Origin of the sequence: Elioraea tepida (assembly GCF_019203965.1) — a bacterium.
GTDB classification, from domain to species: domain Bacteria; phylum Pseudomonadota; class Alphaproteobacteria; order Acetobacterales; family Acetobacteraceae; genus Elioraea_A; species Elioraea_A tepida.
Map to the genome: position 1 here is coordinate 2,201,998 of NZ_CP076448.1, position 25,617 is coordinate 2,227,614.

Here is a 25,617-nt window from a genome sequence, read left to right on the forward strand (position 1 = left end):
CTGCCTGCTACGGAAACGCCCGGTCGCCCACGAAGGGATTGGTGCGACGCTCCGCACCGAAGCTCGAGCCGGGCCCGTGGCCGCACAGGAAGGCGATGTCGTCTCCGAGCGGAAACAGCTTCGAGCGGATCGAGCCGACGAGCGCCGCGTGGTCGCCATAGGGGAAGTCGGTGCGGCCGATCGAGCCGCGGAACAGCACATCCCCCACGACCGCGACCTTGCCCGGCTGATCGACGAACACGACGTGGCCGGGCGTGTGGCCAGGGCAGTGAAGCACCGCAAACTCACGCCTGCCGATCGAAATCGTGTCGCCCTCGGCGAGCCAGCGGTCCGGCGTCACCGCCTCGGCGTCGAGGATGCCGAAGCGCGCCCCGGCGAGCGGCAGCTCCTCGAGCAGGAACCGGTCCTCGATGCCAGGGCCGAGGATCGGCACGCCGCCGAGCAGGCGCCTCAGTCGGGCTGCGCCGCCCGCATGGTCGATATGCCCGTGGGTGAGGAGGATGTGCTCGACCGTGACGCCGTGGGCAGCCACGCGTTCGGCAACCCACTCGGAATCGCCGCCCGGGTCCACCACCGCGCCCTGCCCCGTCTCCGGGTCCCACAGGATGGCGCAGTTCTGCTGCAAGGGCGTGACGGGAACGATGGCGGCCTTCAGTGTCATGGCGTGATCCCGGGTGTTGGGAGCGGCGAGACCTACGCCCCTCTGGCGTGGCCCGTCCACCCCCACTCCACCCCTGCTGCGCGCCCAGGGCCGGGCCTTGCAATCGTCGAACCGGAGGCGTATCTGAAGAAGCGCACCAAACATCTTCCACGCTGATGGAGGGTGGCCTTCACGGGCCGCCTTTTTTGCTTTGGCCGAAACCTCGCCGCCAGACCAAGCCGATACGCTGCCACGCCATGACGGGCTGGAAGGGCGCCTCCTGGCGCTCCTCGCACCGCCCATCGCCGCGATGGGTTACGAGATCGTCCGCATCCGGCTCTCCGGCAAGGAGCGGCCGACCCTGCAGATCATGGCCGACCGGGCCGACGGGGCACCGATCGGCCTCGACGACTGCGAGGCGATCAGCCGCACGGTCTCGGCGATCCTTGACGTCGAGGACCCGATCCAGGGCGCCTACACGCTCGAGGTGAGTTCCCCCGGGATCGACCGGCCGCTGACACGGCCCAAGGACTGGGTGCGCTGGGCAGGCCACGCCGCCCGTGTCGAGACCACCGCTCCGATCGAGGGTCGGCGGCGTTTCTCGGGCACGGTGCTCGGGCTTGCGGAGGTGCCGGCGGCGGCACGGCTGAGGCTCGAGGACGGGAGGGAGGTGACCGTGCCGCTCGAGGCGATCCGCTCGGCGCGGCTTGTGCTGACCGACGCGCTGATCGAGGCGACGCGGCCCGATCGGCCGCGCAACTGAACACGGAACGGAATACGGAACGAGGACGGAATGGACATCGCGATCGCCAGGCCCGAGCTTCTCCAGGTCGCCGACGCCGTCGCACGCGAGAAGGCGATCGACCGCGAGGAGGTTCTCGAGGCGATGGAGCAGGCCATCCAGAAGGCCGGGCGCGCCAAGTACGGCCACGAGAAGGACATCCGCGCGACGATCGACCGCAAGACCGGCGAGGTGAAGCTCTCGCGCTGGACCGAGGTGGTAGAGACCGTCGAGAACGAGGCCACACAGATCCCGGTCGCGATCGCGCAGAAGATCCGCCCCGGGATCAAGGTCGGCGAGTTCATCGTCGACCCGCTGCCGCCGATCGATTTCGGGCGGATCGCGGCGCAGACGGCGAAGCAAGTGATCGTGCAGCGCGTGCGCGAGTACGAGCGCAAGCGTCAGTACAACGAGTACAAGGACCGGGTGGGCGAGATCGTCAACGGCATCGTCAAGCGCACCGAGTACGGCAACCTGATGGTCGATCTCGGCCGGGCGGAGGGGCTGTTGCGCCGCGACGAGCTCATTCCGCGCGAGAGCTTCCGCAACGGCGACAGGGTGCGCGCCTACATCTACGACGTGCGCGAGGAGCCGCGCGGGCCGCAGATCTTCCTCTCCCGCACGCATCCGAACTTCGTCGCCCGCCTGTTCGCCCAGGAAGTGCCAGAGATCTACGACGGCATCATCGAGATCAAGGCGGTGGCGCGCGATCCCGGCTCGCGGGCCAAGATGGCGGTGGTCAGCCACGACAGCTCGATCGACCCGGTCGGCGCCTGTGTGGGCATGCGCGGGTCGCGCGTGCAGGCGGTCGTGCAGGAGATCCAGGGCGAGAAGATCGACATCATCCCCTGGTCGCCCGACCCGGCCACCTTCGTCGTCAACGCGCTCGCCCCGGCCGAGGTGACCAAGGTGGTGCTCGACGAGGAGAACCGGCGCATCGAGGTGGTGGTGCCGGACGACCAGCTCTCGCTCGCGATCGGCCGCCGCGGCCAGAACGTCCGGCTCGCTTCGCAGCTGACACGCTGGGACATCGACATCCTGACCGAGGCCGAGGAAAGCGAGCGCCGCCAGGAGGAGTTCCGCCGTCGCTCGGCTCTGTTCGTCGAGGCGCTCGATGTCGACGATGTGATCGCCGGGCTGCTCGTGACGGAGGGGTTCACCACCGTCGAGGAGCTCGTGATGGTGCCGCTCGAGGAACTGGCCGAGATCGAGGGCTTCGACGAGGCGATCGCGGCCGAGCTGAAGCGGCGCGCCGAGGCCTTCATCGCCGACCGTGATGCCAAGCTCACCGCACGCTACCGGGAGCTCGGCGTGTCCGAGGAGATCGCGGCCCTGGGAAGCTTCACGCCGGCGATGCTGGTCAAGCTCGGCGAGAAGGGGGTCAAAAGCCTCGATGACCTCGCCGACCTCGCCTCCGACGAGCTGATCGAGATCCTCGGGGCGGAGGCGATGGACGAGGAGACCGCCAAGGCGGTGATCATGGCCGCACGCGCCCACTGGTTCGAGGGCGAGGACCGTGCGGCGGAGCCGGCGTCGGATGCGGGCGGGGCCGGGCCGAAGCACTGAGGCGGGGCAGCGCCGGGACGGTGCGATGGGCGGAGCGGCGCCTCTGGCCGAAAAGGATCCGGGCGAGGAGGAGGTTCACGGCCCCTTCCGCCGCTGCATCGTCACGCGTGCCGTTCTGCCCAAGGAGGCCATGATCCGCTTCGTGGTCGGGCCTGACGGGATGGTGGTGCCCGACCTTGCGGCACGGCTTCCCGGCCGGGGAATGTGGTTGAGCGCAAGGGCCGCTGTGCTAGAACAGGCTTGTTCGAGGCGTTTGTTCGCGCGGGCGGCGAAGGCCGAGGTTCGGGTGCCCGAGGGCCTGGGCGCCCAGATTGTCGCGGGGCTGGAACGGCGGATCGCCGACACGCTCGGCCTCGCGCGTCGTGCCGGGCGGGCGGTGTGCGGCTTCGTCAAGGCACGCGACTGGGTCATGACCGGGCGTGCCGGGCTGGTCGTGACGGCGCGGGATGGCGCGGCGGAGGGGCGGCGTAAGCTGCTCGCCGGGGCGTCCGTTCCTGTCGTCGCGCCGCTCGATGCGGTGGCGCTCGGCGCCGTGTTCGGCCGCGAGCAGGTGGTGCATGTCGCCCTGGCGCCGGGGCGGCTCGCGCAGGCCGTGGCCGTCGAGTCGGCCCGGCTTGCCGGCATGCGCGGGGAGACCGCGAGCGAAGGCGCGGTGAGTGATGCAACGGATGACCGAGACGGGGCCGGCTGACAGGATGAGCGACACGAACGAGCAGGATACGGCCAAGGGCAGGCTCAGCTTGAGCCGAGGCCGGCTTGAGCTCGGCAAGACGGTGGATGCCGGGTCGATCCGGCAGAGCTTCAGCCACGGCCGGAGCAAGGTCGTGCAGGTCGAGGTGGTGAAGAAGCGCGTCCTGCCGTCCGCCACCGCTTCGGCCGCCCGTGCCCCGGCGGCTGCTCCGGCCGGCCAGGCTGCGCCGCCTGCGGCGCCGTCCGTTCCCGGGTCGGCCGGTGGCGCGGCGCGCACCCCGCTCGCACGTCCGGCCGGCGCACCGCGCCCGGCCGCCGGCGCGCCGCGGCAGCTCACGGCCGAGGAGCGCGCCGCCCGGACCCGGGCGCTCGAGGAGCAGCTGCGCGAGCAGCGCCGGCGCGAGGCCGAAGCGCAGTCGATCAGTGTGCTCTCCGCCGCCGAGGAGGCGCGGCGCCGTGCCGAGGAGGAGGCGCGCCGCCGGGCGGAGGAGGAGGCGAAGGCGCGTGCCGAGGAGGAGGCCCGCCGTCGTGCCGAGGAAGAGGCACGCCGACGCGCCGAGGAGGAGGCGAAGGCGCGCGCCGAGGACCTCGAGGTGCAGCGCCGCGCCAACGCGGCGGCCGAGCGTGCCGAGGCACGGGCGCGCGGCGTCGCGCCAGCGGCTGCGCCGAGCCCGGTTGCCGAGGCGCCCGCCGCCGAGAGCACGCTGCGCTTCCGCCGCGCCCTCGACGAGGACGACGAGGGTCGGCCCGGGCGTCGCTCGGGCGGCGCGGGCGGGGCGGCGAAGCGGCCGACCCTCGGAGCAGCCAAGAAGGCGCTGGTCGACCGCCTCAGCCGGTCGGGCAAGGTCAATGTGGCCGCGGTTCTGACCGACGAGGACGAGCGCGTCCGGTCGATCGCCTCGCTGCGTCGGCAGCGCGAGCGCGAGCGCCGCCAGGCGGAGAACGAGCGCCGGATGTCGGGCGAGCTCAAGGTGATCCGCGAGGTGGTGATCCCTGAGGCGATCACTGTCCAGGAGCTCGCGAGCCGCATGGCCGTGCGCGGGGCGGACGTGATCAAGACGCTGATGCGCTTCGGCGTCATGGCCACCGTGACGCAGACGATCGACGCCGATACCGCCGAACTCGTCGTCACCGAGCTCGGGCACAGGCCGAAGCGTGTGGCGGAGAGCGATGTTGAGCTCGGCCTCGAGCGGCCGGCGGATGACCCTGCGTCGCTCGTGCCGCGCCCGCCTGTGGTCACCGTCATGGGCCATGTCGACCACGGCAAGACGAGCCTTCTCGATGCGCTTCGGCAGACCGACGTGGCGGCGGGCGAAGCGGGCGGCATCACCCAGCACATCGGCGCCTACCAGGTGACGCTGTCCTCGGGCGCGAAGATCACCTTCATCGACACGCCAGGCCACGAGGCCTTCACCGCGATGCGCGCGCGCGGCGCCTCGGTGACCGACATCGTCGTGCTCGTCGTCGCCGCGGATGACGGCGTGATGCCGCAGACTGTCGAGGCGATCCGCCATGCCAAGGCGGCGAACGCGCCGATCATCGTCGCCATCAACAAGATCGACAAACCGGGCGTCCGGCCGGAACGCGTGCGCACCGAACTGTTGCAGCACGAGGTGGTGGTCGAGGCGATGGGCGGCGACACCCAGGACGTCGAGGTCTCGGCGCTGAAGAAGATCAACCTCGACAAGCTCGAGGAAGCGATCCTCCTGCAGGCCGAGGTGCTCGACCTCAAGGCCAACCCGAACCGTCCGGCGGAGGGCACCGTGATCGAGAGCCGGCTCGACCGTGGCCGCGGCCCTGTCGCGACCGTTCTCGTGCAGAAGGGAACGCTCAGGCAGGGCGACATCGTCGTCGCCGGCGCCGAGTGGGGGCGCGTGCGCGCCATGCTCGACGACAGGGGGCGGCAGGTGAAGGAGGCGGGCCCCTCGATGCCGGTCGAGATTCTCGGGCTGTCGGCTGTGCCGAGTGCGGGCGAGCCCTTCATCGTTCTCGACGACGAAGGGCGGGCGCGCGAGATCAGCGAGTTCCGCCAGCGCAAGCTGCGCGAGAAGGCGGCCGCCGGCCAGACGGCGGCGCGCGGCACGCTCGACCAGATGCTCGCGCGCATCCAGGCCGGCGAGCAGAAGGAGGTCGCCGTGCTCGTCAAGGCCGACGTCCAGGGCTCGGCCGAGGCGATCGCCGCCACCGTGCTCAAGCTCGGCAACGACGAGGTGAAGGTGCGGGTCCTGCACAGCGCGGTGGGCCAGATCACCGAGAGCGACGTGCAGCTCGCCAAGGCCTCGGCGGCCGTGATCGTCGCCTTCAACGTCCGCGCCACGGCCCAGGCGCGCGACCTCGCCGCCCGCGACGGCGTCGACATACGCTACTACTCGATCATCTACGACGTCGCGACCGACATCGAGAACCTCGTCAAGGGCAAGATCGCGCCGAAGGAGCGCGAGAAGTTCCTGGGCTATGCCGAGATCCGCCGGGTGTTCGACATCACCAAGGTCGGCAAGGTGGCGGGCTGCATGGTGACGGAGGGCGTGGTCAAGCGCGGCGCCGGCGTGCGGCTGTTGCGCGACGGGGTGGTGATCCACACCGGCGAGCTCAGCCAGCTCAAGCGCTTCAAGGACGACGTGCGGGAGGTGACGCGCGGTTTCGAGTGCGGCATGGCCTTCGCGAACTACCAGGACATCCGCGAGGGCGACGTGATCGAGTGCTTCGAGACCGAGACCGTTCCGGCGTGAGGCTCTCCGCCGGGAGGAAGGCATGTCAGGTGGCAAGGCCAGAGGGGCGTCCGGCGGTGGCCCCTCGCAGCGGCAGCTTCGCGTGGCGGAGGAGGTTCGGCATGCGCTCGCCGCCCTGCTCGAGCGCGGCGACTTCCGCGACCCTGAGCTCGCCGTGTCGCGGATCACCGTGACCGAGGTTCGCGCCTCGCCCGACCTCAGGCACATGACCGTGTTCGTCACTCCCCTAGGGGGCGGCGACCCCTCCGTGATCCTCGCCGCGCTGAGGCGCGCCGCGCCTTTCCTGCGCGGGCAGGTGGCACAGGCGGTGCGGACCAAGTTCGCGCCCGACCTCGTCTTCCGTGCCGACACCGCGATCGACGCCGCCGCCAGGATCGAGGCGCTGATCCGCTCGCCGTCGGTCGCGCGCGACCTCTCCCCCCGCCCGGCCGATCCCCGTCGCGACGAGGACTGAGCCGTGCCGCGCACGCGGAAGGGCCGGCCGATCGACGGCTGGATCGTGATCGACAAACCGGCGGGCCTGACCTCGACCGATGTGGTGAACGCGGTGAAGCGGTCGCTCGCGGCGCAGAAGGTCGGCCACGCGGGCACGCTCGACCCGATCGCGACCGGAGTGCTGCCGCTCGCGCTCGGCGCGGGCACGAAGACCGTCCCTTACGTGATGGACGGCACGAAGGAGTACGTGTTCACGCTGCGCTTCGGCGAGGCGCGCGACAGCGACGACGCGGATGGCGTGGTGACCGAAACCTCCGACGTCCGCCCGACCGATGCGGCGATCCGCGCTGCCCTGCCCGCCTTCACCGGCACGATCATGCAGGTGCCGCCCCGGTTCTCCGCCGTGAAGGTTCAGGGAGAACGCGCCTACGACCTCGCCCGCGCCGGAGCCGAGGTCGAGCTCGCCCCGCGGCCGGCCCAGGTCGACCGGTTCGAACTGGTGGCGCGCCCCGATGCCGACACGGCCGTGTTCGTGGTCGAAAGCGGCAAGGGCGTATACATGCGGAGCCTCGCGCGCGACCTCGCCCGCGCGCTCGGCACGGTCGGCCATGTCGCGGCGTTGCGCCGGCGTCGGGTCGGCCCGTTCACGGAGGCGCAGGCGGTTTCGCTGGACAAACTGCTCGCGCTCGGGCAAGACGCCTCGGCCCTGAGCCTCGTACTCCCGGTCGAGACCGCGCTGGCCGACATCCCGGCGCTGGCCCTGACGGGGGAGGAGGCCGCCCGGCTGGCGAACGGCCAAGCCCTGTCGCTCGTGCCGTTCCTCTCCCGGATGCCGCAGGATGTCGACCCGGACGGTGGTCTGGTGCGCGTGATGGCGGGGGGCAAGGCGCTCGCGCTCGGCCGGCTTGGCGACGGGATGCTGCACCCTGTGCGGCTCCTCTCCCATGCGGAGTGAGGCGGCGCTCGAATCGCCCCTGCGGGCATGGCAGGCCGGTGGGGGTGTGGCGAAGCGGGTCTGATGGAGAACCCTGATGTCGATCACGGCCGAGCGCCGCAGCGCGCTCATCAAGGAATACGCCACCAAGCCCGGCGACACGGGCTCTCCCGAGGTGCAGGTCGCCCTGCTCTCGGAGCGCATCAAGAACCTCACCGAGCATCTGAAGGAGCACGCGAAGGACTACCACTCGCGCCGCGGCCTTCTGATGATGGTGGGGCAGCGCCGTCGCCTGCTCGACTATGTCAAGCGCAAGGACGCGGCGCGCTACGACGCGCTCATCAAGCGCCTCGGCCTCCGTCGCTGAGGGCGGGCGGACGCTCCGTTCCGACCATGGCTGCGGGCTTCCCCCGCCGCCTGACCATTCCCGCGCGCCGCGGTGGCGCGCGGGCAACCGCCCTCTGCGCCGAGGCGCGCAAGGGCAAGCCGTTGCGCATGGCGGTGATCGACCCCGCCGCGCTCCGCCCGTCGGGGCCTGCATGACGGCGTTTCCGGCCACATGGATGGCTGGCGCGGGCCTTTTCGCGCCGCCCTGCCATGCCGCCCGAAGCGCCGCCCGCTCCCGAACGGCGCAGGCGTGCGGACCAGCCCCGCCATCCGCTTCGGCATCCAGACGAAAGGATGACCGGTGATGTTCAATGTCTTCCGCAAGGAGCTCTCCTGGGGCGGGCGGACGCTCTCGCTCGAGACGGGTAAGATGGCCCGGCAGGCGGACGGGGCGGTGCTCGCCCGCTATGGCGAGACGGTGGTGCTCTGCACCGTCGTCGGCGCGAAGTCGCCGAAACCAGGGCAGGACTTCTTCCCGCTCTCGGTTCACTACCAGGAGAAGACCTTCGCCGCGGGCAAGATCCCGGGGGGGTTCTTCAAGCGCGAGGGGCGGCCGACCGAGAAGGAGGTTCTGACTTCGCGCCTGATCGACCGGCCGATCCGCCCGCTCTTCCCCGACGGGTTCCGCAACGAGGTGCAGGTGATCGCGACCGTTCTGTCGCATGATCTCGTGAACGACCCCGACATTGTGGCGATGATCGGCTGCTCCGCCGCGCTGACGCTTTCGGGGATCCCGTTTCTCGGGCCGATCGGCGGTGCGCGGATCGGCTATATCGGCGGGGAGTATGTTCTGAACCCCACCGCCGAGCAGATGAGGGAGAGCGCGCTCGACCTCGTCGTCGCCGGCACGACCGAGGGCGTTCTGATGGTCGAGAGCGAGGCGCATGAGCTCTCCGAGGAGGTGATGCTCGGCGCCGTGACGTTCGGCCACGCCGCGTTCCAGCCGGTGATCGAGGCGATCATCCAGCTCGCCGAGCTCGCGGCGAAGGAGCCCTGGCCGCTGCCGGAGGAGGACCCGGCGCTCGCCCTTCTCAAGTCACAGCTCGAGGCGGTGGCACGCGGGCCGCTCACCGAGGCCTATGCCGAGAAGGCGAAGCAGGCGCGGGTCGAGAAGGTCGCGGCGGCGAAGCAGGCCGCGCTCGCGGCGATCGCCGCCGAAGGGCTCGATGCGGAGAAGGCCAAGGGCCTGCTCAAGGAGCTCGAGGCCGACATCGTCCGAAACGCGATCCTCGACACGGGGCTCAGGATCGACGGGCGCGATACCAAGACGGTGCGCCCGATCTATGTCGAGGTCGGCACCCTGCCGCGCACTCATGGCTCGGCCCTGTTCACCCGCGGCGAGACCCAGGCGCTGTGCGTCGCCACCCTCGGCACCGGCGATGACGAGCAGATCATCGATGCGCTCGAGGGCGAGTACCGCGAGCGCTTCCTGCTGCACTATAACTTCCCGCCCTTCTCGGTCGGCGAGGCCGGGCGGCTGGGCAGCCCTGGCCGGCGCGAGATCGGCCACGGCAAGCTCGCCTGGCGGGCGATCCACCCGCTCCTGCCCTCGAAGGAGCAATTCCCCTACACGATCCGCGTCGTCTCCGAGATCACCGAGAGCAACGGCTCCTCTTCGATGGCGACCGTCTGCGGCTCCTCGCTCGCCTTGATGGACGCGGGCGTGCCGCTGCCGCGGCCGGTGGCCGGGATCGCGATGGGCCTGATCAAGGAGGAGCGGGGCTTCGCCGTTCTCTCCGACATCCTCGGCGACGAGGACCATCTCGGCGACATGGACTTCAAGGTGGCCGGCACAGAGCGCGGCATCACCTCGTTGCAGATGGACATCAAGATCACCTCGATCACGCCCGAGATCATGCGCATCGCTCTCGACCAGGCGAAGGAGGGGCGGCTGCACATCCTCGGCGAGATGGCGAAGGCGATGAGCCGGCCGCGCGACAGCGTCTCCGCCCACGCCCCGCGGATCACCGTGATCCACATCCCGCGCGACAAGATCCGCGACGTGATCGGCTCCGGCGGCAAGGTGATCCGCGAGATCACCGAGGTGACGGGCACCAAGATCGACATCGAGGATGACGGCACGGTCAGGGTGGCGGCGACCGACGACAAGGCGGCGCAGGCCGCGATCAGCTGGATCCGCGGCATCGTCGCCGAACCCGAGCTCGGCGTGATCTACGACGGCAAGGTGGTCAAGACGGCGGAGTTCGGGGCGTTCGTGAACTTCCTCGGCTCGCGCGACGGGCTCGTGCATATCTCCGAGCTCGCCCAAGGCCGCGTCGGCAAGACGACGGACGTGGTCAATGTCGGCGACAGCGTGAAGGTGAAGGTGATCGGCTTCGACGAGCGCGGCAAGGTGAAGCTCTCGATGCGCGTGGTCGATCAGGTCACCGGCGAGGACATCACTGACAAGGTCGGCCCCAAGGCGGGAGGGGGCCGTCGCGACGGCGGGCGCGAGCGCGGTGAGCGTGAGGCGCAGCTGGCCGGCCAGGGCGGCCAGCCCGAGGCGGCCCAGTAGCCAGAGAGGCGCCCGAGCGGGAGCGCGGGCCCCGCCCTGTGCATGACCCGGTGTCTCCTGTATGTCACTCTGCTGCTTGGGCTCCGGGTCTGACCGGCCGGGGCGCGGGAGGATGTCGTGAAGCCGCTGAATGCCATCCGCATGGGGGGCGTCGAGGTCCTGCCGCTCGTTGAGGGCGGCAAGGGTGTGTCTGTCTCCAACGGCGTCTCCTCTGGCGCCTGGGCCGCAACGGGAGGGGTCGGCACCTTCTCGGCGGTGAACGCTGACAGCTACACGCCGGACGGGCGCCTCGTGCGCCAGATCTACGAGGGCAAGACGCGGCGCGAGCGGCACGAGGAGCTGATCGCCTTCGGCATCCAGGGCGGGATCCAGCAGGCGCGGACGGCCTACGAAATGTCGGGCGGCAAGGGGCGGATCCACGCCAACATCCTCTGGGAGATGGGGGGTGCGGAGCGGGTGATCACCGGCGTGCTCGAGGGCGCGAAGGGGCTGATCAACGGCATCACCTGCGGCGCGGGCATGCCCTACCGCCTGTCCGAGATCGCGGCACGTTTCTCGGTCTACTACTACCCGATCGTCTCCTCCGCGCGGGCCTTCAACGCGCTCTGGAAGCGCGCCTATTCGAAGACGCGCGAGTGGCTCGGCGGCGTGGTCTACGAGGACCCGTGGCTCGCCGGCGGGCACAACGGCCTCTCCAACAGCGAGCACCCCGAGAAGCCCGAGCCGCCCTATCCGCGCGTCGTCGCACTTCGCCGCACGATGAAGGAGTTCGGGCTCGACGACGTGCCGGTGATCATGGCGGGCGGCGTGTGGTGGCTCTCGGAGTGGGAGGACTGGATCGACAACCCCGAGCTCGGCCCCATCGCCTTCCAGTTCGGCACGCGCCCGCTGCTGACCAAGGAGAGCCCGATCTCGGACGCCTGGAAGCAGCGCCTGCTGACGCTGAAGAAAGGCGACGTGTTCCTCAACCGCTTCTCGCCGACCGGCTTCTACTCCTCGGCCGTCAACAACGGCTTCATCCAAGAGCTCAGGGAGCGGAACGAGCGCCAGGTAGCCTTCACGACGGAGGCGATGGGCGAACACACGGAGGCCTTCGCCACCGGACCGCGCGGTCGCGTCGTCTATCTCACGCCGGCCGACGCGGCCTCCGCCCGGGCCTGGGTGGCGCAGGGCTTCTCGGAGGCGATGCGCACCCCCGACAGCACGCTGATCTTCGTCACGCCCGAGAAGGCGGCCGAGATCAGGCGCGACCAGATCGAGTGCATGGGCTGCCTCTCCGCCTGCCGCTTCTCGAACTGGTCGCAGCATGGGCCCGACTACAGCACCGGCAAGAAGGCCGATCCGCGCAGCTTCTGCATCCAGAAGACCCTGCAGGACATTGCCCACGGCGAGGACGTCGACCGCAACCTGATGTTCGCCGGCCACAACGCGTACCGTTTCGCGACCGACCCGTTCTACTCGAACGGCTTCATACCGACGGTGAAACAGCTCGTCGAGCGGATCCTCACCGGCCGCTGACGGGGAAGGGGCTCGTGCTCACCGCCCCGCGCGGTTGACGAACAGGGCGAACCAGGCGGGCGGCGGGGGCGCTCCCTCGACCGGCCGGTCGGCAAGCCGCCCGTCCGGCAGAGCGGGCAACAGAGCCATGCGCACTGCATCCCCCACATTCCCGCCCACTACCTCGACCACGCCGGGACGGATGCCCACCACCACGTCGCAGTGCATCGGCACCGGCGTGCCCGTCTCGGCCGCCCGGTGCTCGGGGAGGGCATAGCGGCCGCGCGCCTCGCCGCGCGTCGCGCAGAGGAGGTCGCCCGGAAGCGGCGCGCGCTCGAACGGACCCGCGACGCCGAAGGCCGCACGGCCGGGCCAGGCCGCCTCACGCGCGATCAGCGCATCGACGATCCGCCAGTGCGCGTCCGACGACGGCACGTCCTCGCGGCTGTAGCCCGCCGTGCGCAGCACGAAACTGAGGAAGGCGGCGCTCCAGGGGACGTCGGTCCAGGCCGGCTCGGCCGAGCGGACGCGGGCGAGATTGGCCGTGATCGTCTCCTCCCGCCCCGGCACGGCGCTCCAGTAGGCGACCAGGGCGGGGAAGGCCTCCCAGTCCTGCTCCTGCCGCTCCTCGCGCGGCGCGGCCGCCGCAGGGCCGGTGTGGTCGATGAAGGGCCTGCCCCAGTCCTCCCACTCGGCGAGCGCGATCCGAACCAGCCTGTCGCGCGCGCTTGCAGGATAGGCGATCGGCGGCTCCGGCGGCGGTGCGGCGACGCAGCCGGCGCAGAGCACCGCGAGCGCGACGCGCGCAAGCGGTCGGAAAACGGGGCGGGGTCGGGCCATGCGGGCCATACTCTAGCGCAGCTTTCTCCGTCACGGTCGCGGGGGAGCTGCTTCGGCGTGCGCAACGGCGGGGTGCGAGCGGTGACAACAGGTCCGCCTGAATCGCACAATCTCGCGCGATCGCGTCGGCGTCGGCCCTTGCCGGGCATGCCCTGTCCCACGTGGCATGGTAGTGTTTGAGAGGGAGAGACACTCATGCACCGCCGCATCCTCCTCGCTGTCGGTCTCGCAGCCCTCGCTGGCTGCACGCAGACGCCCGGAACCCCGCCCGAGGCCGGAATCCCGCTCTCGACCCTCGCGCCCTTCTCGGTGCCGATCGGGTCTGACCCGGTCCTGACCTCCGTCCAGGTCTCCGCCTACTACCTCGCCGATCCGCCGCATCGCCTCGCCGACCGCCCGGCGCTCGCGGCGCAGACGCTGGCGCAGTTCGAGTACGCCGCCGTCGCGCTCCAGGGCCCGCGTTTCGTCGGCCTCAACCCGTTGACGCAGATTCAGATGGCGAACGGGCGCTCTGCTCTGCGGCGGACGATCGGCATACGCGACGATGCCCCGCCCGGGCTCGTCATCCAGGCCCTGACCGAGGCCGCCGCCGCGCTCGACCGCGGCGACACGGCAGCGGCGGAGGCGGCGCTCGCGCGCCTGCCGCTTGCGGCGAGCCCGGCCGAGACGCTGTCGGTGCTTCGGCGCCTGCCCTATGTTCGGGAGGCGAACTGGGCGAGCGCATTTGCGCTGCATGAGCTGAACCGGCCGCGCGACAGGTTCGTGCGGTCGCTCTGAGGCCTCCGGAAGGGGGACAGGGAGCCTCGGCCCTGCGCCGCAGGGCGCGCGACGCCGCGCCGCTACCGCACCTCCTCGCCCTGATAGGTGCCCCAGAACCAGGCGCGCTTCAGATAGCCCCGGTTGCCTCGGACCTCGACCTCGCACCAGGCGGAGCCTGCCTCGCAGCGGCGGATACGCCCGAGCACGCCCGGAGCGAGACGGGCGACCACCGGAGCGCGCTCCTCCGGCCGGCGCAGGAGGGGGCGTGTCTCTCCGCGAACGACGAAGTGGCGCCGGCCAGTGAGGAAGCTCTGCTGCACCCAGCCTTGGGCGCCGTCATGGTCACGCACCTGGCGCCAGATGTCGAACTCGCGCACGATCTCCACCGGCCAGCCGGCGCGCTGGTAGGTCCAGTCGATCGGGAACTGCGTTCCCGGCCCGCGGCGGAGGTTGATCCGGTTCGAGCCGAGCGAAGCGAAGCGCGGCAGCGGCAGGCCAGTGACGGGCCCCCTCGGCGCGTCCGCAGGCCGAACCGGCACGGGCGGCTCGGGTGGCGGCGGAGGAGGCGGCGTGGGCACCGCTGGGGCCGCCTCGCGTCCGCGCGGCTGCGGCACCACCTCGGGCCAGGGCGGCGGCACCGGCAGCGGCCTCTGCCCGGCCGCCGGAAGGCTTGCGAAGGCGGCGAGGCAGAGAAGGGCGAGTCGCAGCATGCCACGCCTCTGCCAAGCGGCGCCGCGCCGGGTCAACAGGGGGGCGGCCACGGGCGAGGCCGGCACGCGCCGCTAGGCTCCGGTCTCATGGATTGAGCCAGAAGGTGACGGTTGCGGCGAGGGTGATGGCTGCGAGGAAGGTGTGAGCGCATCGGTCGTAGCGCATGGGGATGCGCCGCCAGTCCTTGAGGCGGCCGAACATGTTCTCGATGCGGTGGCGTTGTCGGTAGAGCGTTGGGTCGTGCGGGATGGGCTGCTTGCGCGAGCGCGTCGAGGGGATGCAGGCGGCGATGCCACGCGCTGCGCGTTCGGCCCTGAAGCGGGCGCTGTCGTACCCCCGGTCTGCGATCAGCTCGCGCGCGGGCGGGAGCCTCGGGAGCATCAGCGCAGCGCCGCGGTGGTCACTCGCCTGGCCCTCGGTGAGCAGCAGGACCACGGGGCGCCCCTGACCGTCGCAGACGGCGTGGAGCTTGGCGTTCAGCCCGCCCTTGGTGCGGCCGATGCACCGATCAGGCGCCCCGTTTTGAGGAGGCTGGCCGCGGTGCGGTGGGCCTTCAGGTGCGTGCTGTCGATGATTAGCCGGTCGGGCTCGCCGGCCTCGCCGGCGAGGGCGGCGAAGATGCGGCTGAACACTCCAGCGGACGAAGCGGTTGTAGAGGGTCTTGTGCGGGCCGTAGCCCGGCGGGGCGTCGCGCCAGCGCAGGCCGCCCCGGATGACGAAGATGATGCCGCTGAGGACGCGCCGGTCGTCCACGCGCGGGATGCCGTGCGAGAGCGGGACGTGCGGCCGGATGCGCCGCATCTGCGCCGGGGTGAGCAGGAACGGGACGGACATCAGGGCACCTCCGCCCCGTTCAGAATCACGCCCGCCCGCGTCGCCACAAGCAGATGAATGGGTCCTGAGCCTAGAGCGTGACGATCTGCCCGCCCTCTGTCTCGGTGAGGAAAGTGACGATCCCCGCGACCTCGCCTTCAAGCGTGTCGTCGAGCATGGCGGGTGTGAGCCCTTCTGACTTCAGGCCTGTTTCGCAGACGATCAGGCGCACGCCGAGCTCCTTGGCGGAGGCGAGAAGCTCGGCGAAGCCGGCAACACCGCGGCTGCGAAGCTCCTCGTCGCGTTTCGACGCCCCGCCATAGTGGGCGAGCGTGGTCCAGCCCGGGGCGCCGTCGGGCCTCGCCGCGAGAAAGGCGCGCACGCCGGCGTTGGTCGCGAACAGGACCACGGGCCGCGCTGTCGCGGCGGCGGCGGTGGCGAGCATGAGCGCGTAGTGCGCGCGCTCGTACGTGCCGCTGATCAGGAGAACGCCGAGCGGCGTTGGCTCGCGTCCGGCGAGCTCGGGCGGCAGGGGAAGCGGGTCGAACAGGCTCATGCGGGAACCCTGCAGGCCGGGGAGGTGCTCGCCTCGTGCGCGGAGAGGTCGCGGATGGTCGCGGAGGGGCCGCAGAGGGGGCAGGCCGGGTCGGGGCGGAGCCGAACGGTGCGGAACTGCGCGGCGAGCGCGTCCCACAGCAAAAGCCGCCCGCTCATGCTCTCGCCGATCGCGAGGATCTCCTTCAAAGCCTCCGTCGCCTGGAGCGTGCCGAGCACGCCGGTGACGGCACCGAACACACCTGCCTCGGCGCAGGTCGGAACGAGGCCCTCGGGCGGCGGAGCGGGATGGAGGCAGCGATAGCAGGGCTCGCCTGGGCGATGGCTTCGGAAGGTCGAGAGCTGGCCCTCGAAGCGAAGCACCGCGGCGGAGATGAGCGTTCGGCGCGCGAGATGGCAGGCGTCAGCGACGAGGAAACGGGTGGCGAAGTTGTCCGAGCCGTCGCAGACGAGATCATAGCGCCCGATTAAGTCGAGCGCGTTCGCAGCCGTAAGTCGCGCGGCATGCTGCTCGACCCGCACGTCGGGGTTCAGGGAGCGGATCGCCTCCGCGGCGGAGGCGACCTTGGGGCTCCCGAGGCGCGCGGTCGTGTGGGCGATCTGCCGCTGCAGGTTGGAGAGATCGACCATGTCGTCATCGACGAGCCCGATCGTGCCCACGCCGGCCGCGGCGAGATAGAGCGCCACAGGCGAGCCGAGCCCGCCCGCGCCGATGATGAGCACGCGCGCCGCCGCCAGCCGCGCCTGGCCCGACGCCCCGACCTCGGGCAGGAGGATGTGGCGCGCGTAGCGCCGGATCTGGTCCTCGGTGAAGTCCACGGCGGAGATATGGCACGTGCCCGCGGCGTCACCAACCACGGGAGGGCAGCGTGCCGGTCGAGCCGAAGCCGCCCTCCCCGCGCGCGCTCGCGGGCAGGCGCTCGACCTCCTCCCACGCGGCCGTCTCGTGCCGGGCGATCACGAGCTGGGCGATCCTCGAGCCGCGCTCGACCGTGAACGGCGCCTCGCCGTGGTTGACGAGGATCACCCCAATCTCGCCGCGATAGTCCGAATCGATCGTTCCGGGGGCGTTGAGAACGCCGATCCCGTGGCGAAGCGCAAGCCCTGAGCGCGCCCGCACCTGCGCCTCGAACCCTGGCGGGAGGGCGATCGCGATCCCGGTGGGGATCAGCGCGCGCGCACCCGGTGCGATCGTCACCGGCTCGGCCACGGCGGCAAGCAGGTCCATTCCGGCGGCATGCTCGGAGGCGTAGGCCGGAAGCGGCAGATCGGCACCATGGGGCAGGCGAAGGACAGGGACCTTGATCATGCGAAGACGGCGGCGATCCGGTCGGCAAGGCGCGCGGCGACCGCCTCCTTCGGCAGCCTCGGCCAGTGCTCAACGCCCTCTTCGGTGATCAGATGCACCTCGTTCTCCGCCCCGCCCATCACGTCTCCCGACACGTCGTTGGCGACGATCCAGTCGCAGCCCTTGCTGCGCCGCTTCGCCTCTCCGTGCGCGACCACGTCGTTCGTCTCGGCGGCGAAACCGACCACGAGCGCAGGCCTGAGCGGCCCCGGAGCCGAGAGGGTGGCGAGGATGTCGGGGTTCTCCGCGAGCGCGAGCGCGGGCGGCGGAGTGCCGGCGCCTTTCTTCAGTTTAAGGGTGGCGGTCTCGGCCGGGCGCCAGTCCGCCACCGCAGCGGCGCAGATGGCGATGTCGGCAGGCAGCGCCGCCGTGCAGGCGGCGAGCATCTCCCGCGCCGTCTCCACCCGCGTCACCGTCACGCCGGACGGAGGGGGAACGCTGACGGGGCCGGAGACGAGGGTGACGCGCGCGCCACGATCGGCAAGGGCTGCGGCGATCGCGTGGCCCTGCCGGCCGGAGGAGCGGTTGGCGAGGAAGCGCACCGGGTCGATCGGCTCCCAGGTTGGCCCCGAGGTGACGAGCGCGTGCCGCCCGGAAAGAGGGCCTCCCGCGAGAAGCGAGCGGATGGCCTCGAGGATCGCCGCCGGCTCGGCGAGCCGCCCCGGACCCGTCTCTTCTTCCGCCATCGCGCCGCTCTCGGGCCCCGCGAAGCGCACGCCGCGCGCGGCAAGAGTGGCGACATGGCCCTGTGTGGCCGGATGCGCCCACATCGTCGGGTTCATCGCCGGCGCAACGAGGACCGGCCGCGTGGTCGCAAGCAGGACGGTGGTGGCGAGGTCGTCGGCGAGCCCGAGCGCCATCTTCGCGATCAGGTCGGCCGAGGCGGGCGCGACGACGATCGCGTCATGGTCGCGCGCAAGCCGGATGTGCCCCGCATGCGTCTCCTCCTCGAGCGACCAGAGGTCGCCATGGACGCGGCTGCCGGTGATCGCGGCCATGGCGTGCGGCGTGACGAAACGCGACCCCGCCGCCGTGAGCAGGCCCGTCACCGCCGCACCCTCCTTGCGCACAAGACGCGCGAGCTCGAGCGCCTTGTAGGCGGCGACCGAGCCCGAAACGATCAGGAGCAGGCGTCGTCCCGCGAGCCTCATGGCGCGACCCGCACGCTCAGAGGCGCCAGCCGGAGTGGATCGCCGCGATCCCGCCCGAGAGGTCGCGCCAGGCGACGCGGGCGAAGCCCGCCCGGCGCATGAGCGCTGCAAGCTCCTCCTGTGGCGGGAACCTCCGGATGCTCTCGGCGAGGTAGCGATAGGCCTCCTCGTCGCGCGCAACCAGACGCCCGAGAGCGGGCAGCACACGGAACGAATAGGCGTCGTAGAGCGGCGCGAGCGGCGCGACCGTCACACGGCTGAACTCGAGGCAGAGGAAGCGACCGCCCGGTTCGAGCACGCGGCGCGCCTCGGCGAGCACGGCGGCGATGTCGGTGCAGTTCCTGAGCCCAAAGGCGATGGTGACGGCGGTGACGGCGCGGTCGGGGATGGGCAACTGTTCGGCATCGGCGCAGAGGAGGGCGATCCGCCCCGCAAGCCCGCGCTCCATCGCCCGGTCCTGCGCCACCGCGAGCATGGCGGCGTTGATGTCGGAGAGAACGACGAAGCCCGCCCCGCGCTCGAGCGCGCCGAAGGCGATGTCGCCGGTGCCGCCGGCAAGGTCGAGCAGACGCATCGACGGGCGCGGCGCGAGCTGGGCCAGGAAGGCGCGCTTCCAGAGGCGGTGCACGCCCAGGCTCATGAGGTCGTTCATCAGGTCGTAGCGCCGGGCCACACCGTCGAACACGCCGCGGACGAGTGCCTTCTTCGCCTCGCGCGGCACGGTGCGGAAGCCGAAATGCGTCGTCTCTTCGCCTGGGGCGGCGTTGTCGGTCATGCGACGCGAGACTAGCCTTGCCGCCGCAAGTGCGCGAGAGGGAGGCGATGCCGGAGCTGCCTGAGGTCGAGACGGTGCTGCGCGGCCTCGCGGTCCGGCTCGAGGGGCGCGTGCTCGTCCGCCTCGCTGCCTCGCGTCCTGATCTCCGCTGGCCGCTGCCCGATCTCTCCCCCGCCGAGGGACGCCGCGTCGTCGGCCTCGCGCGGCGGGCCAAGTACATCCTCGTTCGCCTCGAGGGCGGGCTGACCCTTCTGATTCATCTCGGGATGAGCGGGCGCATCGTTCTCGCGCCGCCGGGGGCGAACGCCACGCCACCCGCGCACGAACATGTGGTGTTCGAGACCGACGAGGGGTGGCGAGCGGGGTTCGTCGACCCGCGACGCTTCGGCAGCCTCGATCTGATCCGAACCGAGGCGGAGGCGACGCACCCGCGGCTTGCCAGGCTCGGGCCGGAGCCGCTCGAGGACGGGTTCACGCCCGAGGCGCTCTCCGCCGCTCTCGCGGGGCGCCGGACGACGATCAAGGCCGCACTTCTCGACCAGGGCACCGTCGCCGGGCTCGGCAACATCTATGTCTGCGAGGCTCTCTTCCGCGCAGGCCTCTCGCCGCGGCGGTCGGCGCACACGGTCGCCGGCGCGCGGGCACGGCGCCTCGTCCAGGCGATCAGGGAGACGCTCGCTGACGCGATCGCCGCCGGCGGATCGTCGCTGCGCGACTGGCGCCAGGCGAACGGTGAGCTCGGCTATTTCCAGCATGCCTGGAAGGTGTATGGCCGAGCGGGAGAGCCGTGCGAACGCTGCCCCGGCCCGCCCGGCTGCGGCGGCATCGCGACCTACCGGCAGAGCGGGCGCAGCACCTTCGCCTGCCCGCTCACCCAGCGTTGACGCGCCGCCCTGCGATGCAACACAAGGGCGCCCGAATGGGCCGCCACGAGAAAAGGACGAATGCCGATGCCTGAGCACATCCTGGTCGAGACACGCGGCGCTGTCGGCCTCGTCAGGCTCAATCGCCCGCAGGCGCTGAACGCTCTCTGCGACGCGCTCATGCTCGAGCTCGGTGCCGCGCTGCGCGCGTTCGACGCCGACGAGGCGATCGGCGCGATCGTGCTCACTGGCAGCGAGAAGGCCTTCGCCGCCGGAGCCGACATCAAGGAGATGAAGGACCGAGGCTTCGCGGACGTCGTGGCCGACGACTTCATCGGCAACCGCTGGGAGACGGTGCTCGAGATCCGCAAGCCGGTGATCGCGGCGGTGGCCGGTTTCGCGCTCGGCGGCGGCTGCGAGCTTGCGATGATGTGCGACCTCATCATCGCCGCCGATACGGCGAAGTTCGGCCAGCCGGAGATCACCCTCGGCGTCATTCCCGGCGCGGGCGGAACGCAGCGGCTCACGCGCGCGGTGGGCAAGTCGAAGGCGATGGAGATGATCCTCACGGGGCGGATGATGGATGCGGCGGAGGCCGAGCGTGCCGGCCTCGTCGCGCGGGTCGTGCCCGCCGCCGAGCTGATCGACGAGGCCGTGAAGCTCGGCGAGCGGATCGCCTCCTTCAGCCGCCCCGTGGTGGCGATGGCGAAGGAGGCGGTGAACGCGGCGTTCGAGAGCTCGCTCGCCGAAGGCGTGCGGCTCGAGCGCCGCCTGTTCCAGTCCTGTTTCGCACTCGCCGACCGTGCGGAGGGCATGGCGGCCTTCGCGGAGAAACGCAAGCCCGTGTTCGTGCACCGCTGATCGTTCGGCCGCCAGCGAGGCGCCGCCGCAGCGGCTTGACGCGGTCGGGGGCGGCGTGTACCTAGCCGCCTCTTGCCGCGAAGGACCTCTTCGCGCTTTGATCCATTGCTGTGGGGCGTGACCGGACATGGCCAACACCGCATCGGCGCAGAAGCGCATCCGCCAGACCGCGCGTCGCACCGCCCGAAACCGCTCGGCGATGTCGCGGCTTCGAACCTTCGTCAAGAAGGTCGAGAATGCGATCCGTTCGGGTGCGACCGAGGAGGCACGCGCGGCGCTGAATGCGCTGAAGCCCGAGCTGATGCGCGCGGCGTCAAAGGGTCTCGTCCATCGCAATCTCGTGGCGCGCAAGCTATCGCGCCTCTCGCGCCGCGTTCGGGCGACGGAAGCGGGCTGAACGGGCTGCTCCCGCGGCCGCGCCGAGGCAAGCGGTGCCACGGCCGGCACAGGCCGGCGAAATCCGTGCAAGTCAAAGCCAAGTATAAGCCAACAACTACTTAGGATTTGTCTTTGATCCGTAACATGATCGCAAATAATCATTTGCATTCCCCCCGCCCTCCCTCGTAGAAATGGTTAGGCGAGCGAGAGGGGCGGCTCATGACAGCCGTATCGCACTCCGCTCAAGCCGATCGGGGGCGCTCGGGAGAGGCGGGGCTGAGGCTGGTGCGCCGATTGGACGGAGAGCTTGCTGCCCAATGGGCGCGCGTGCGCGGCCGTCTCCGCGAGGAGGTCGGCGAGGTCGAGTACCGCACGTGGCTTAAGCAGATGACGCTCGCTGACGTCGATCAGGACGAGGTGGTCATTGCCCTGCCCACGCGGTTCCTGCGCGACTGGGTGCGAAGCCACTATGGCGACCGTCTTCGCAGCCTCTGGTGCGCCGAGAACCCGGAGATACGCCGCGTCGCGCTGCGGATCGCCGCAGGCGCGAGCGCGGGGCTGGCGGGAGAGGTGAGCCCCGGCGGGACGACGGCTGCCGAGGCTGACACCGCCGCCCTCAACGGCGAGCGGGTGACGCTGCGCGAGGACGCGCAGCGGGGTGATGGCGCGCGCGCGGAGCTCGCGGGCCAGCTCGACCCGCGTTTCACTTTCGCGACCTTCGTGGTCGGCAAGCCGAACGAGTTCGCCTATGCCTGCGCCCGGCGTGTCGCCGACAGCGACCGGCCGCAGCCTGGCTTCAATCCTCTGTTCCTCTACGGCGGCGTGGGCCTCGGCAAGACCCATCTGATGCACGCGATCGCCTGGTCGATCCGCGAGCGCGCTCCGGGCCGGGTCGTCGCCTACATGTCGGCCGAGAAGTTCATGTACCGGTTCATCGCGGCGATCCGCTCCCAGAACACCGTCGAGTTCAAGGAGCAGCTCCGGTCGGTCGACGTGCTGATGGTCGACGACCTGCAGTTCCTGATCGGCAAGGAGAACACCCAAGAAGAATTCTTCCACACCTTCAACGCTCTCGTCGATGCCGGCAAGCAGATCGTGGTCTCGGCCGACAAGTCTCCCTCCGACCTCTCCGAGCTCGATGCGCGGCTGCGCACGCGGCTCGGCTGCGGCATGGTGGCCGACATCCACGCCACCACCTACGAGCTCAGGATCGGCATCCTGCAGGCCAAGGCCGCACTCGCCGGCATGATCGTGCCGCAGAAGGTGATGGAGTTCCTCGCCCACAAGATCACGACGAACGTACGCGAGCTCGAGGGCGCTCTGAACCGCGTCGTCGCGCATGCCCAGCTCGTCGGCCGGCCGATCACGCTCGAGAGCACGCAGGAGGTGCTGCACGACGTTCTGCGCGCGCAGGACCGGCGCGTCACGATCGAGGAGATCCAGAAGCGTGTCGCCGAGCACTACAACATCCGGCTGACAGACATGTCCTCGGCCCGCCGCGCACGCGCGGTGGCGCGGCCGCGCCAGGTGGCGATGTATCTCGCCAAGCAGCTCACCTCGCGCTCGCTTCCCGAGATCGGCCGCAAGTTCGGCAACCGCGACCACACGACGGTGATGCACGCCTGCGCCCGCGTCGCCGAGCTGATGCAGCGCGACGCCGCCTTCGCCGAGGATGTCGAGCTCCTGCGGCGCATGCTCGAGAGCTGACACTGCCGCGCACCACCGGAGCGGACGTATCGTCCTGCCCGATCGCGAGCCGCCTCCGCGGCAACGCCGCCCGAGGCTCGGCCGGCCCCTGGCGCGGCCGGTGGGCGTGTCGCACGCCCCTGCGCACGCAGCCTGACTCTGCGACGCCCCCCCCTGGATCGTCCCGCCGACGGAGTGGCGACGCAACGCGAGGAACACAGCCCATGACCGACGACACCGCGACAGCGAGCCGCTGGTCGCCCCGCACCCTCGCCGCTCAGGCGCTCGGGCGGATCGACGAACAGACACGTGCGGTCGTGCCGCCGATCCACCTCTCCACCACCTTCCTGCGCGACCCGGACAACCAGTACCGCTCGGGCTACGCCTATGGCCGGCCCGACAACCCGACGGTGCGCGAGGCGGAAGCGCTGATCGCCGCACTCGAGGGGGCCGACGAGGCGCTCGTGCTCGGCTCGGGCATGTCGGCGGCGACCGCTCTCTTTCTTGCCCTCGCACCTGGCGACCATGTGATCGCGCCTGCGGTGATGTACTGGTCGCTACGCAACTGGCTGCGGACGGAGGCGACACGCTGGGGGCTCGCCGTCGATCTCGTTGACATGGCCGATCTCGATGCCGTGCGCGCCGCGCTCCTGCCGGGACGGACAAAGCTCGTCTGGATCGAGACGCCGGCGAACCCGCTCTGGTCGGTGACGGACATCGCAGCGGTGGCAGAGCTCGCGCACGCCGCCGGCGCCGCCGTCGCGGTGGACAGCACCGCCGCGACCCCGCTTCTCACCCGCCCGCTCGAACACGGCGCCGACATCGTGATGCACGCCGCGACCAAATATCTCGCCGGACACTCCGACGTCGTGGCGGGCGCGCTCGCGACACGCTCGGCGGGACCCTTGTGGGAGCGCGTGAAGAGGAACCGCTCCACGCTCGGGCAGATCCTCGGGCCGTTCGAGGCCTTCCTCCTGATTCGAGGCATACGCACCCTCGCGCTTCGGGTGGCTGCCGCCTCGGCCTCGGCGCTCGCGCTCGCCGAGCGTCTCGCCGCGCATCCGGCCGTGGCCGAGGTTCTCTACCCGGGCCTTCCCGCGCACCCCGGCCACGCGGTGGCGCGGCGGCAGATGTCGGGCGGGTTCGGCGGCATGCTGAGCCTCAGGGTGCGCGGCGGCGAACGCGCCGCGATCGGCACTGCGGCGCGGGTCGAGCTCTGGAAGCGGGCGACCTCGCTCGGCGGGGTGGAGAGCCTGATCGAGCACCGGGCCTCGATCGAGGGCGAAGGAACTCCCTGCCCGCCCGACCTCATCAGGCTCTCGACCGGGATCGAGGACCCCGAGGACCTCTTCGCCGATCTCGATCGGGCGCTCAGGGCGGCGCACGCCTGAACCGCGCGGAACGTCCCGCTCGGGCGCTCGCTTAACCCTTGCGGGAGCGGTTGCTATAGTCCGCGCCCCCACGTCGGGCGATCAGCGGAGTCCTGCCGCCTCGGGGCGCGCGGTCCGCACCGCCTGACGCGAGGTGAACGAGGCTTCGGGGTCATCCATGAAGATCAAGGTCGAACGCTCCGCCCTGATGAAGGCGCTGTCGCACGTCCAGAACGTGGTGGAGCGTCGCAACACCATCCCGATCCTCGCCAACGTGCTCCTGCGCGCCAAGGACGGGGTTCTGACGCTCGCCGCGACCGACATGGAGATCGCCGCCGTCGAGCAGGTTCCGGCCGACATCCTGAAGCAGGGCGCGACCACCGCCCCGGCCGCGACCCTCTACGAGATCGTGCGCAAACTGCCCGAAGGCGCGACGATCGAACTCGACCATCCGGGCGGCGACGCGCAGCTTGCGCTCCGCTCCGGCCGGTTCGCGACCTCGCTCGTCTGCCTGCCGGTGGAGGACTTCCCGGCCCTGCAGGACGGCGTCCTGCCGCACCGGTTCGGCCTCAAGGCGGGCACGCTGCGCGAGCTGATCGACCGCACGCGGTTTGCGATCTCGACGGAGGAGACGCGCTACTACCTCAACGGCATCTATCTTCATGTGACCGAGAGCGACGGCGTGCCGGTTCTGCGCGCGGTCGCGACCGACGGCCACCGCCTCGCCCGCGTCGAGGAGGACCTGCCCGAGGGAGCGGCCGGCATGCCGGGCGTGATCGTGCCGCGCAAGGCGGTGCTCGAGCTGCGCAAGCTGCTCGACGACGTGCCAGGGCAGGACCTCGTCGAGATCGCCCTCTCTGACACCAAGATCCGGTTCGCCTTCGGGCCGGTGACGCTCACCTCGAAGCTGATCGACGGCACCTTCCCCGACTACGAGCGGGTGATTCCGCGCGACAACGACAAGCTCCTGCGCATCCCGAAGCGCGATTTCGCCGAAGCCGTCGACCGCGTGGCCGCGATCAGCTCCGAACGGTCGCGGCCGGTGAAGCTCGCGATCGCGAAGCAAGGGCTGACCCTCTCGGCGGCGAGCCCGGAACAGGGCACGGCGAGCGAGGAGATCGACGCCGACCGCGTGGAGTACGACGCGCCACCGATCGAGATCGGCTTCCAGGCGCGCTATCTGCGCGACATCACCGACCAGATGGCGGACGGCACGCGCGTGGAGTTCAAGTTCCACGACGGCGCGGCGCCGACGCTGATCCGTGCCGAAGGCGACCCGCGCGCGGTCTATGTGCTGATGCCGATGCGCGTCTAGAGCGGTTTCCAGATGAGT

Annotated in this window: 25 protein-coding genes; 16 read left to right on the top strand and 9 right to left on the bottom strand. The window is 70.9% G+C overall.

Annotated elements, in window-relative coordinates; genetic code table 11:
* Positions 1 to 7: 7 nt before the first annotated feature.
* The gene (locus KO353_RS10475) at positions 8 to 661 is read right to left on the bottom strand and encodes an MBL fold metallo-hydrolase (protein ID WP_328774317.1); all 654 of its coding nucleotides are present in this window, start codon (positions 659 to 661) and stop codon (positions 8 to 10) included.
* A gap of 190 nt (positions 662 to 851) precedes the next feature.
* Between KO353_RS10475 and rimP the strand changes: the two genes are divergently transcribed.
* The 9 genes from rimP (at position 852) to KO353_RS10520 (ending at position 12,195) form a co-directional block, all read left to right on the top strand.
* Positions 852 to 1,403, top strand: coding sequence for a ribosome maturation factor RimP (gene rimP / locus KO353_RS10480; protein ID WP_218284632.1), 552 nt, complete (start codon positions 852 to 854; stop codon positions 1,401 to 1,403).
* 30 nt (positions 1,404 to 1,433) lie between these two features.
* A complete protein-coding gene (gene nusA / locus KO353_RS10485; RefSeq protein WP_218284633.1) occupies positions 1,434 to 2,987 on the top strand; it encodes a transcription termination factor NusA in 1,554 nt (517 codons plus the stop codon).
* 25 nt (positions 2,988 to 3,012) lie between these two features.
* Positions 3,013 to 3,678: an RNA-binding protein gene (locus KO353_RS10490; protein WP_218284634.1), complete on the top strand. Its 666-nt coding sequence runs from the start codon at positions 3,013 to 3,015 to the stop codon at positions 3,676 to 3,678.
* 4 nt (positions 3,679 to 3,682) lie between these two features.
* Positions 3,683 to 6,406, top strand: coding sequence for a translation initiation factor IF-2 (gene infB, locus KO353_RS10495; RefSeq protein WP_218284635.1), 2,724 nt, complete (start codon positions 3,683 to 3,685; stop codon positions 6,404 to 6,406).
* A gap of 22 nt (positions 6,407 to 6,428) precedes the next feature.
* Complete coding sequence (gene rbfA, locus KO353_RS10500; protein WP_218284636.1) at positions 6,429 to 6,860, top strand: 30S ribosome-binding factor RbfA; 432 nt, start codon at positions 6,429 to 6,431, stop codon at positions 6,858 to 6,860.
* 3 nt (positions 6,861 to 6,863) lie between these two features.
* Positions 6,864 to 7,796 carry a tRNA pseudouridine(55) synthase TruB gene (gene truB / locus KO353_RS10505; RefSeq protein WP_218284637.1) on the top strand — a complete coding sequence of 311 codons (933 nt, stop codon included), beginning with the start codon at positions 6,864 to 6,866 and terminating at the stop codon, positions 7,794 to 7,796.
* Between the two features lie 76 nt (positions 7,797 to 7,872).
* Complete coding sequence (gene rpsO / locus KO353_RS10510; protein WP_218284638.1) at positions 7,873 to 8,142, top strand: 30S ribosomal protein S15; 270 nt, start codon at positions 7,873 to 7,875, stop codon at positions 8,140 to 8,142.
* 324 nt (positions 8,143 to 8,466) lie between these two features.
* Positions 8,467 to 10,677 carry a polyribonucleotide nucleotidyltransferase gene (gene pnp, locus KO353_RS10515; RefSeq protein ID WP_218284639.1) on the top strand — a complete coding sequence of 737 codons (2,211 nt, stop codon included), beginning with the start codon at positions 8,467 to 8,469 and terminating at the stop codon, positions 10,675 to 10,677.
* Between the two features lie 117 nt (positions 10,678 to 10,794).
* Entirely contained in the window at positions 10,795 to 12,195 is a 1,401-nt protein-coding gene (locus KO353_RS10520; RefSeq protein WP_218284640.1) for an NAD(P)H-dependent flavin oxidoreductase, read from the top strand.
* Between the two features lie 18 nt (positions 12,196 to 12,213).
* On the opposite strand, the gene KO353_RS10525 is transcribed toward KO353_RS10520, so the two are convergent.
* Entirely contained in the window at positions 12,214 to 13,014 is an 801-nt protein-coding gene (locus KO353_RS10525; RefSeq protein ID WP_218284642.1) for a DUF2272 domain-containing protein, read from the bottom strand.
* A gap of 195 nt (positions 13,015 to 13,209) precedes the next feature.
* On the opposite strand from KO353_RS10525, the gene KO353_RS10530 reads away from it, so the two are divergent.
* On the top strand, positions 13,210 to 13,791 hold the full coding sequence (locus tag KO353_RS10530) for a hypothetical protein (protein ID WP_218284643.1): 582 nt from the start codon (positions 13,210 to 13,212) through the stop codon (positions 13,789 to 13,791).
* 62 nt (positions 13,792 to 13,853) lie between these two features.
* Here KO353_RS10530 and KO353_RS10535 read toward each other — a convergent pair whose 3' ends face one another.
* From KO353_RS10535 to KO353_RS10565, 7 genes are all read right to left on the bottom strand, one after another.
* Positions 13,854 to 14,483: an SH3 domain-containing protein gene (locus KO353_RS10535; RefSeq protein ID WP_218284644.1), complete on the bottom strand. Its 630-nt coding sequence runs from the start codon at positions 14,481 to 14,483 to the stop codon at positions 13,854 to 13,856.
* 85 nt (positions 14,484 to 14,568) lie between these two features.
* Entirely contained in the window at positions 14,569 to 15,318 is a 750-nt protein-coding gene (locus KO353_RS10540; RefSeq protein ID WP_235691801.1) for an IS5 family transposase, read from the bottom strand.
* Positions 15,319 to 15,388: 70 nt separating this feature from the next.
* Positions 15,389 to 15,853, bottom strand: coding sequence for a DsrE family protein (locus KO353_RS10545; protein WP_218284645.1), 465 nt, complete (start codon positions 15,851 to 15,853; stop codon positions 15,389 to 15,391).
* Positions 15,850 to 16,671, bottom strand: a complete 822-nt coding sequence (locus tag KO353_RS10550; protein ID WP_218284647.1) for a HesA/MoeB/ThiF family protein — start codon at positions 16,669 to 16,671, stop codon at positions 15,850 to 15,852. The genes KO353_RS10545 and KO353_RS10550 overlap by 4 nt, the downstream gene beginning before the upstream one ends.
* A 28-nt stretch (positions 16,672 to 16,699) precedes the next feature.
* Positions 16,700 to 17,161, bottom strand: coding sequence for a dUTP diphosphatase (gene dut / locus KO353_RS10555; protein ID WP_218284648.1), 462 nt, complete (start codon positions 17,159 to 17,161; stop codon positions 16,700 to 16,702).
* Complete coding sequence (gene coaBC / locus KO353_RS10560) at positions 17,158 to 18,351, bottom strand: bifunctional phosphopantothenoylcysteine decarboxylase/phosphopantothenate--cysteine ligase CoaBC (RefSeq protein ID WP_218284649.1); 1,194 nt, start codon at positions 18,349 to 18,351, stop codon at positions 17,158 to 17,160. Before coaBC ends, dut begins: the two co-directional genes overlap by 4 nt.
* A gap of 16 nt (positions 18,352 to 18,367) precedes the next feature.
* Positions 18,368 to 19,126 (bottom strand): class I SAM-dependent methyltransferase, encoded by a 759-nt coding sequence (locus KO353_RS10565; RefSeq protein WP_218284650.1) that lies wholly within the window; start codon positions 19,124 to 19,126, stop codon positions 18,368 to 18,370.
* A gap of 47 nt (positions 19,127 to 19,173) precedes the next feature.
* Here KO353_RS10565 and mutM point away from each other — a divergent pair, with 47 nt between their 5' ends.
* The 6 genes from mutM to dnaN all read left to right on the top strand — a co-directional run bounded on the left by mutM (position 19,174) and on the right by dnaN (position 25,599).
* The gene (gene mutM, locus KO353_RS10570; RefSeq protein WP_218284651.1) at positions 19,174 to 20,010 is read left to right on the top strand and encodes a bifunctional DNA-formamidopyrimidine glycosylase/DNA-(apurinic or apyrimidinic site) lyase; all 837 of its coding nucleotides are present in this window, start codon (positions 19,174 to 19,176) and stop codon (positions 20,008 to 20,010) included.
* A gap of 66 nt (positions 20,011 to 20,076) precedes the next feature.
* Entirely contained in the window at positions 20,077 to 20,850 is a 774-nt protein-coding gene (locus tag KO353_RS10575) for an enoyl-CoA hydratase (protein WP_235691802.1), read from the top strand.
* 127 nt (positions 20,851 to 20,977) lie between these two features.
* Positions 20,978 to 21,247, top strand: coding sequence for a 30S ribosomal protein S20 (gene rpsT, locus KO353_RS10580; RefSeq protein WP_218284653.1), 270 nt, complete (start codon positions 20,978 to 20,980; stop codon positions 21,245 to 21,247).
* Between the two features lie 200 nt (positions 21,248 to 21,447).
* The gene (dnaA, locus tag KO353_RS10585; protein ID WP_218284655.1) at positions 21,448 to 22,935 is read left to right on the top strand and encodes a chromosomal replication initiator protein DnaA; all 1,488 of its coding nucleotides are present in this window, start codon (positions 21,448 to 21,450) and stop codon (positions 22,933 to 22,935) included.
* A gap of 203 nt (positions 22,936 to 23,138) precedes the next feature.
* A complete protein-coding gene (locus KO353_RS10590; RefSeq protein ID WP_218284656.1) occupies positions 23,139 to 24,305 on the top strand; it encodes a trans-sulfuration enzyme family protein in 1,167 nt (388 codons plus the stop codon).
* A 157-nt stretch (positions 24,306 to 24,462) separates the two neighbouring features.
* Entirely contained in the window at positions 24,463 to 25,599 is a 1,137-nt protein-coding gene (gene dnaN, locus KO353_RS10595) for a DNA polymerase III subunit beta (protein ID WP_218284658.1), read from the top strand.
* Positions 25,600 to 25,617 lie beyond the last annotated feature (18 nt).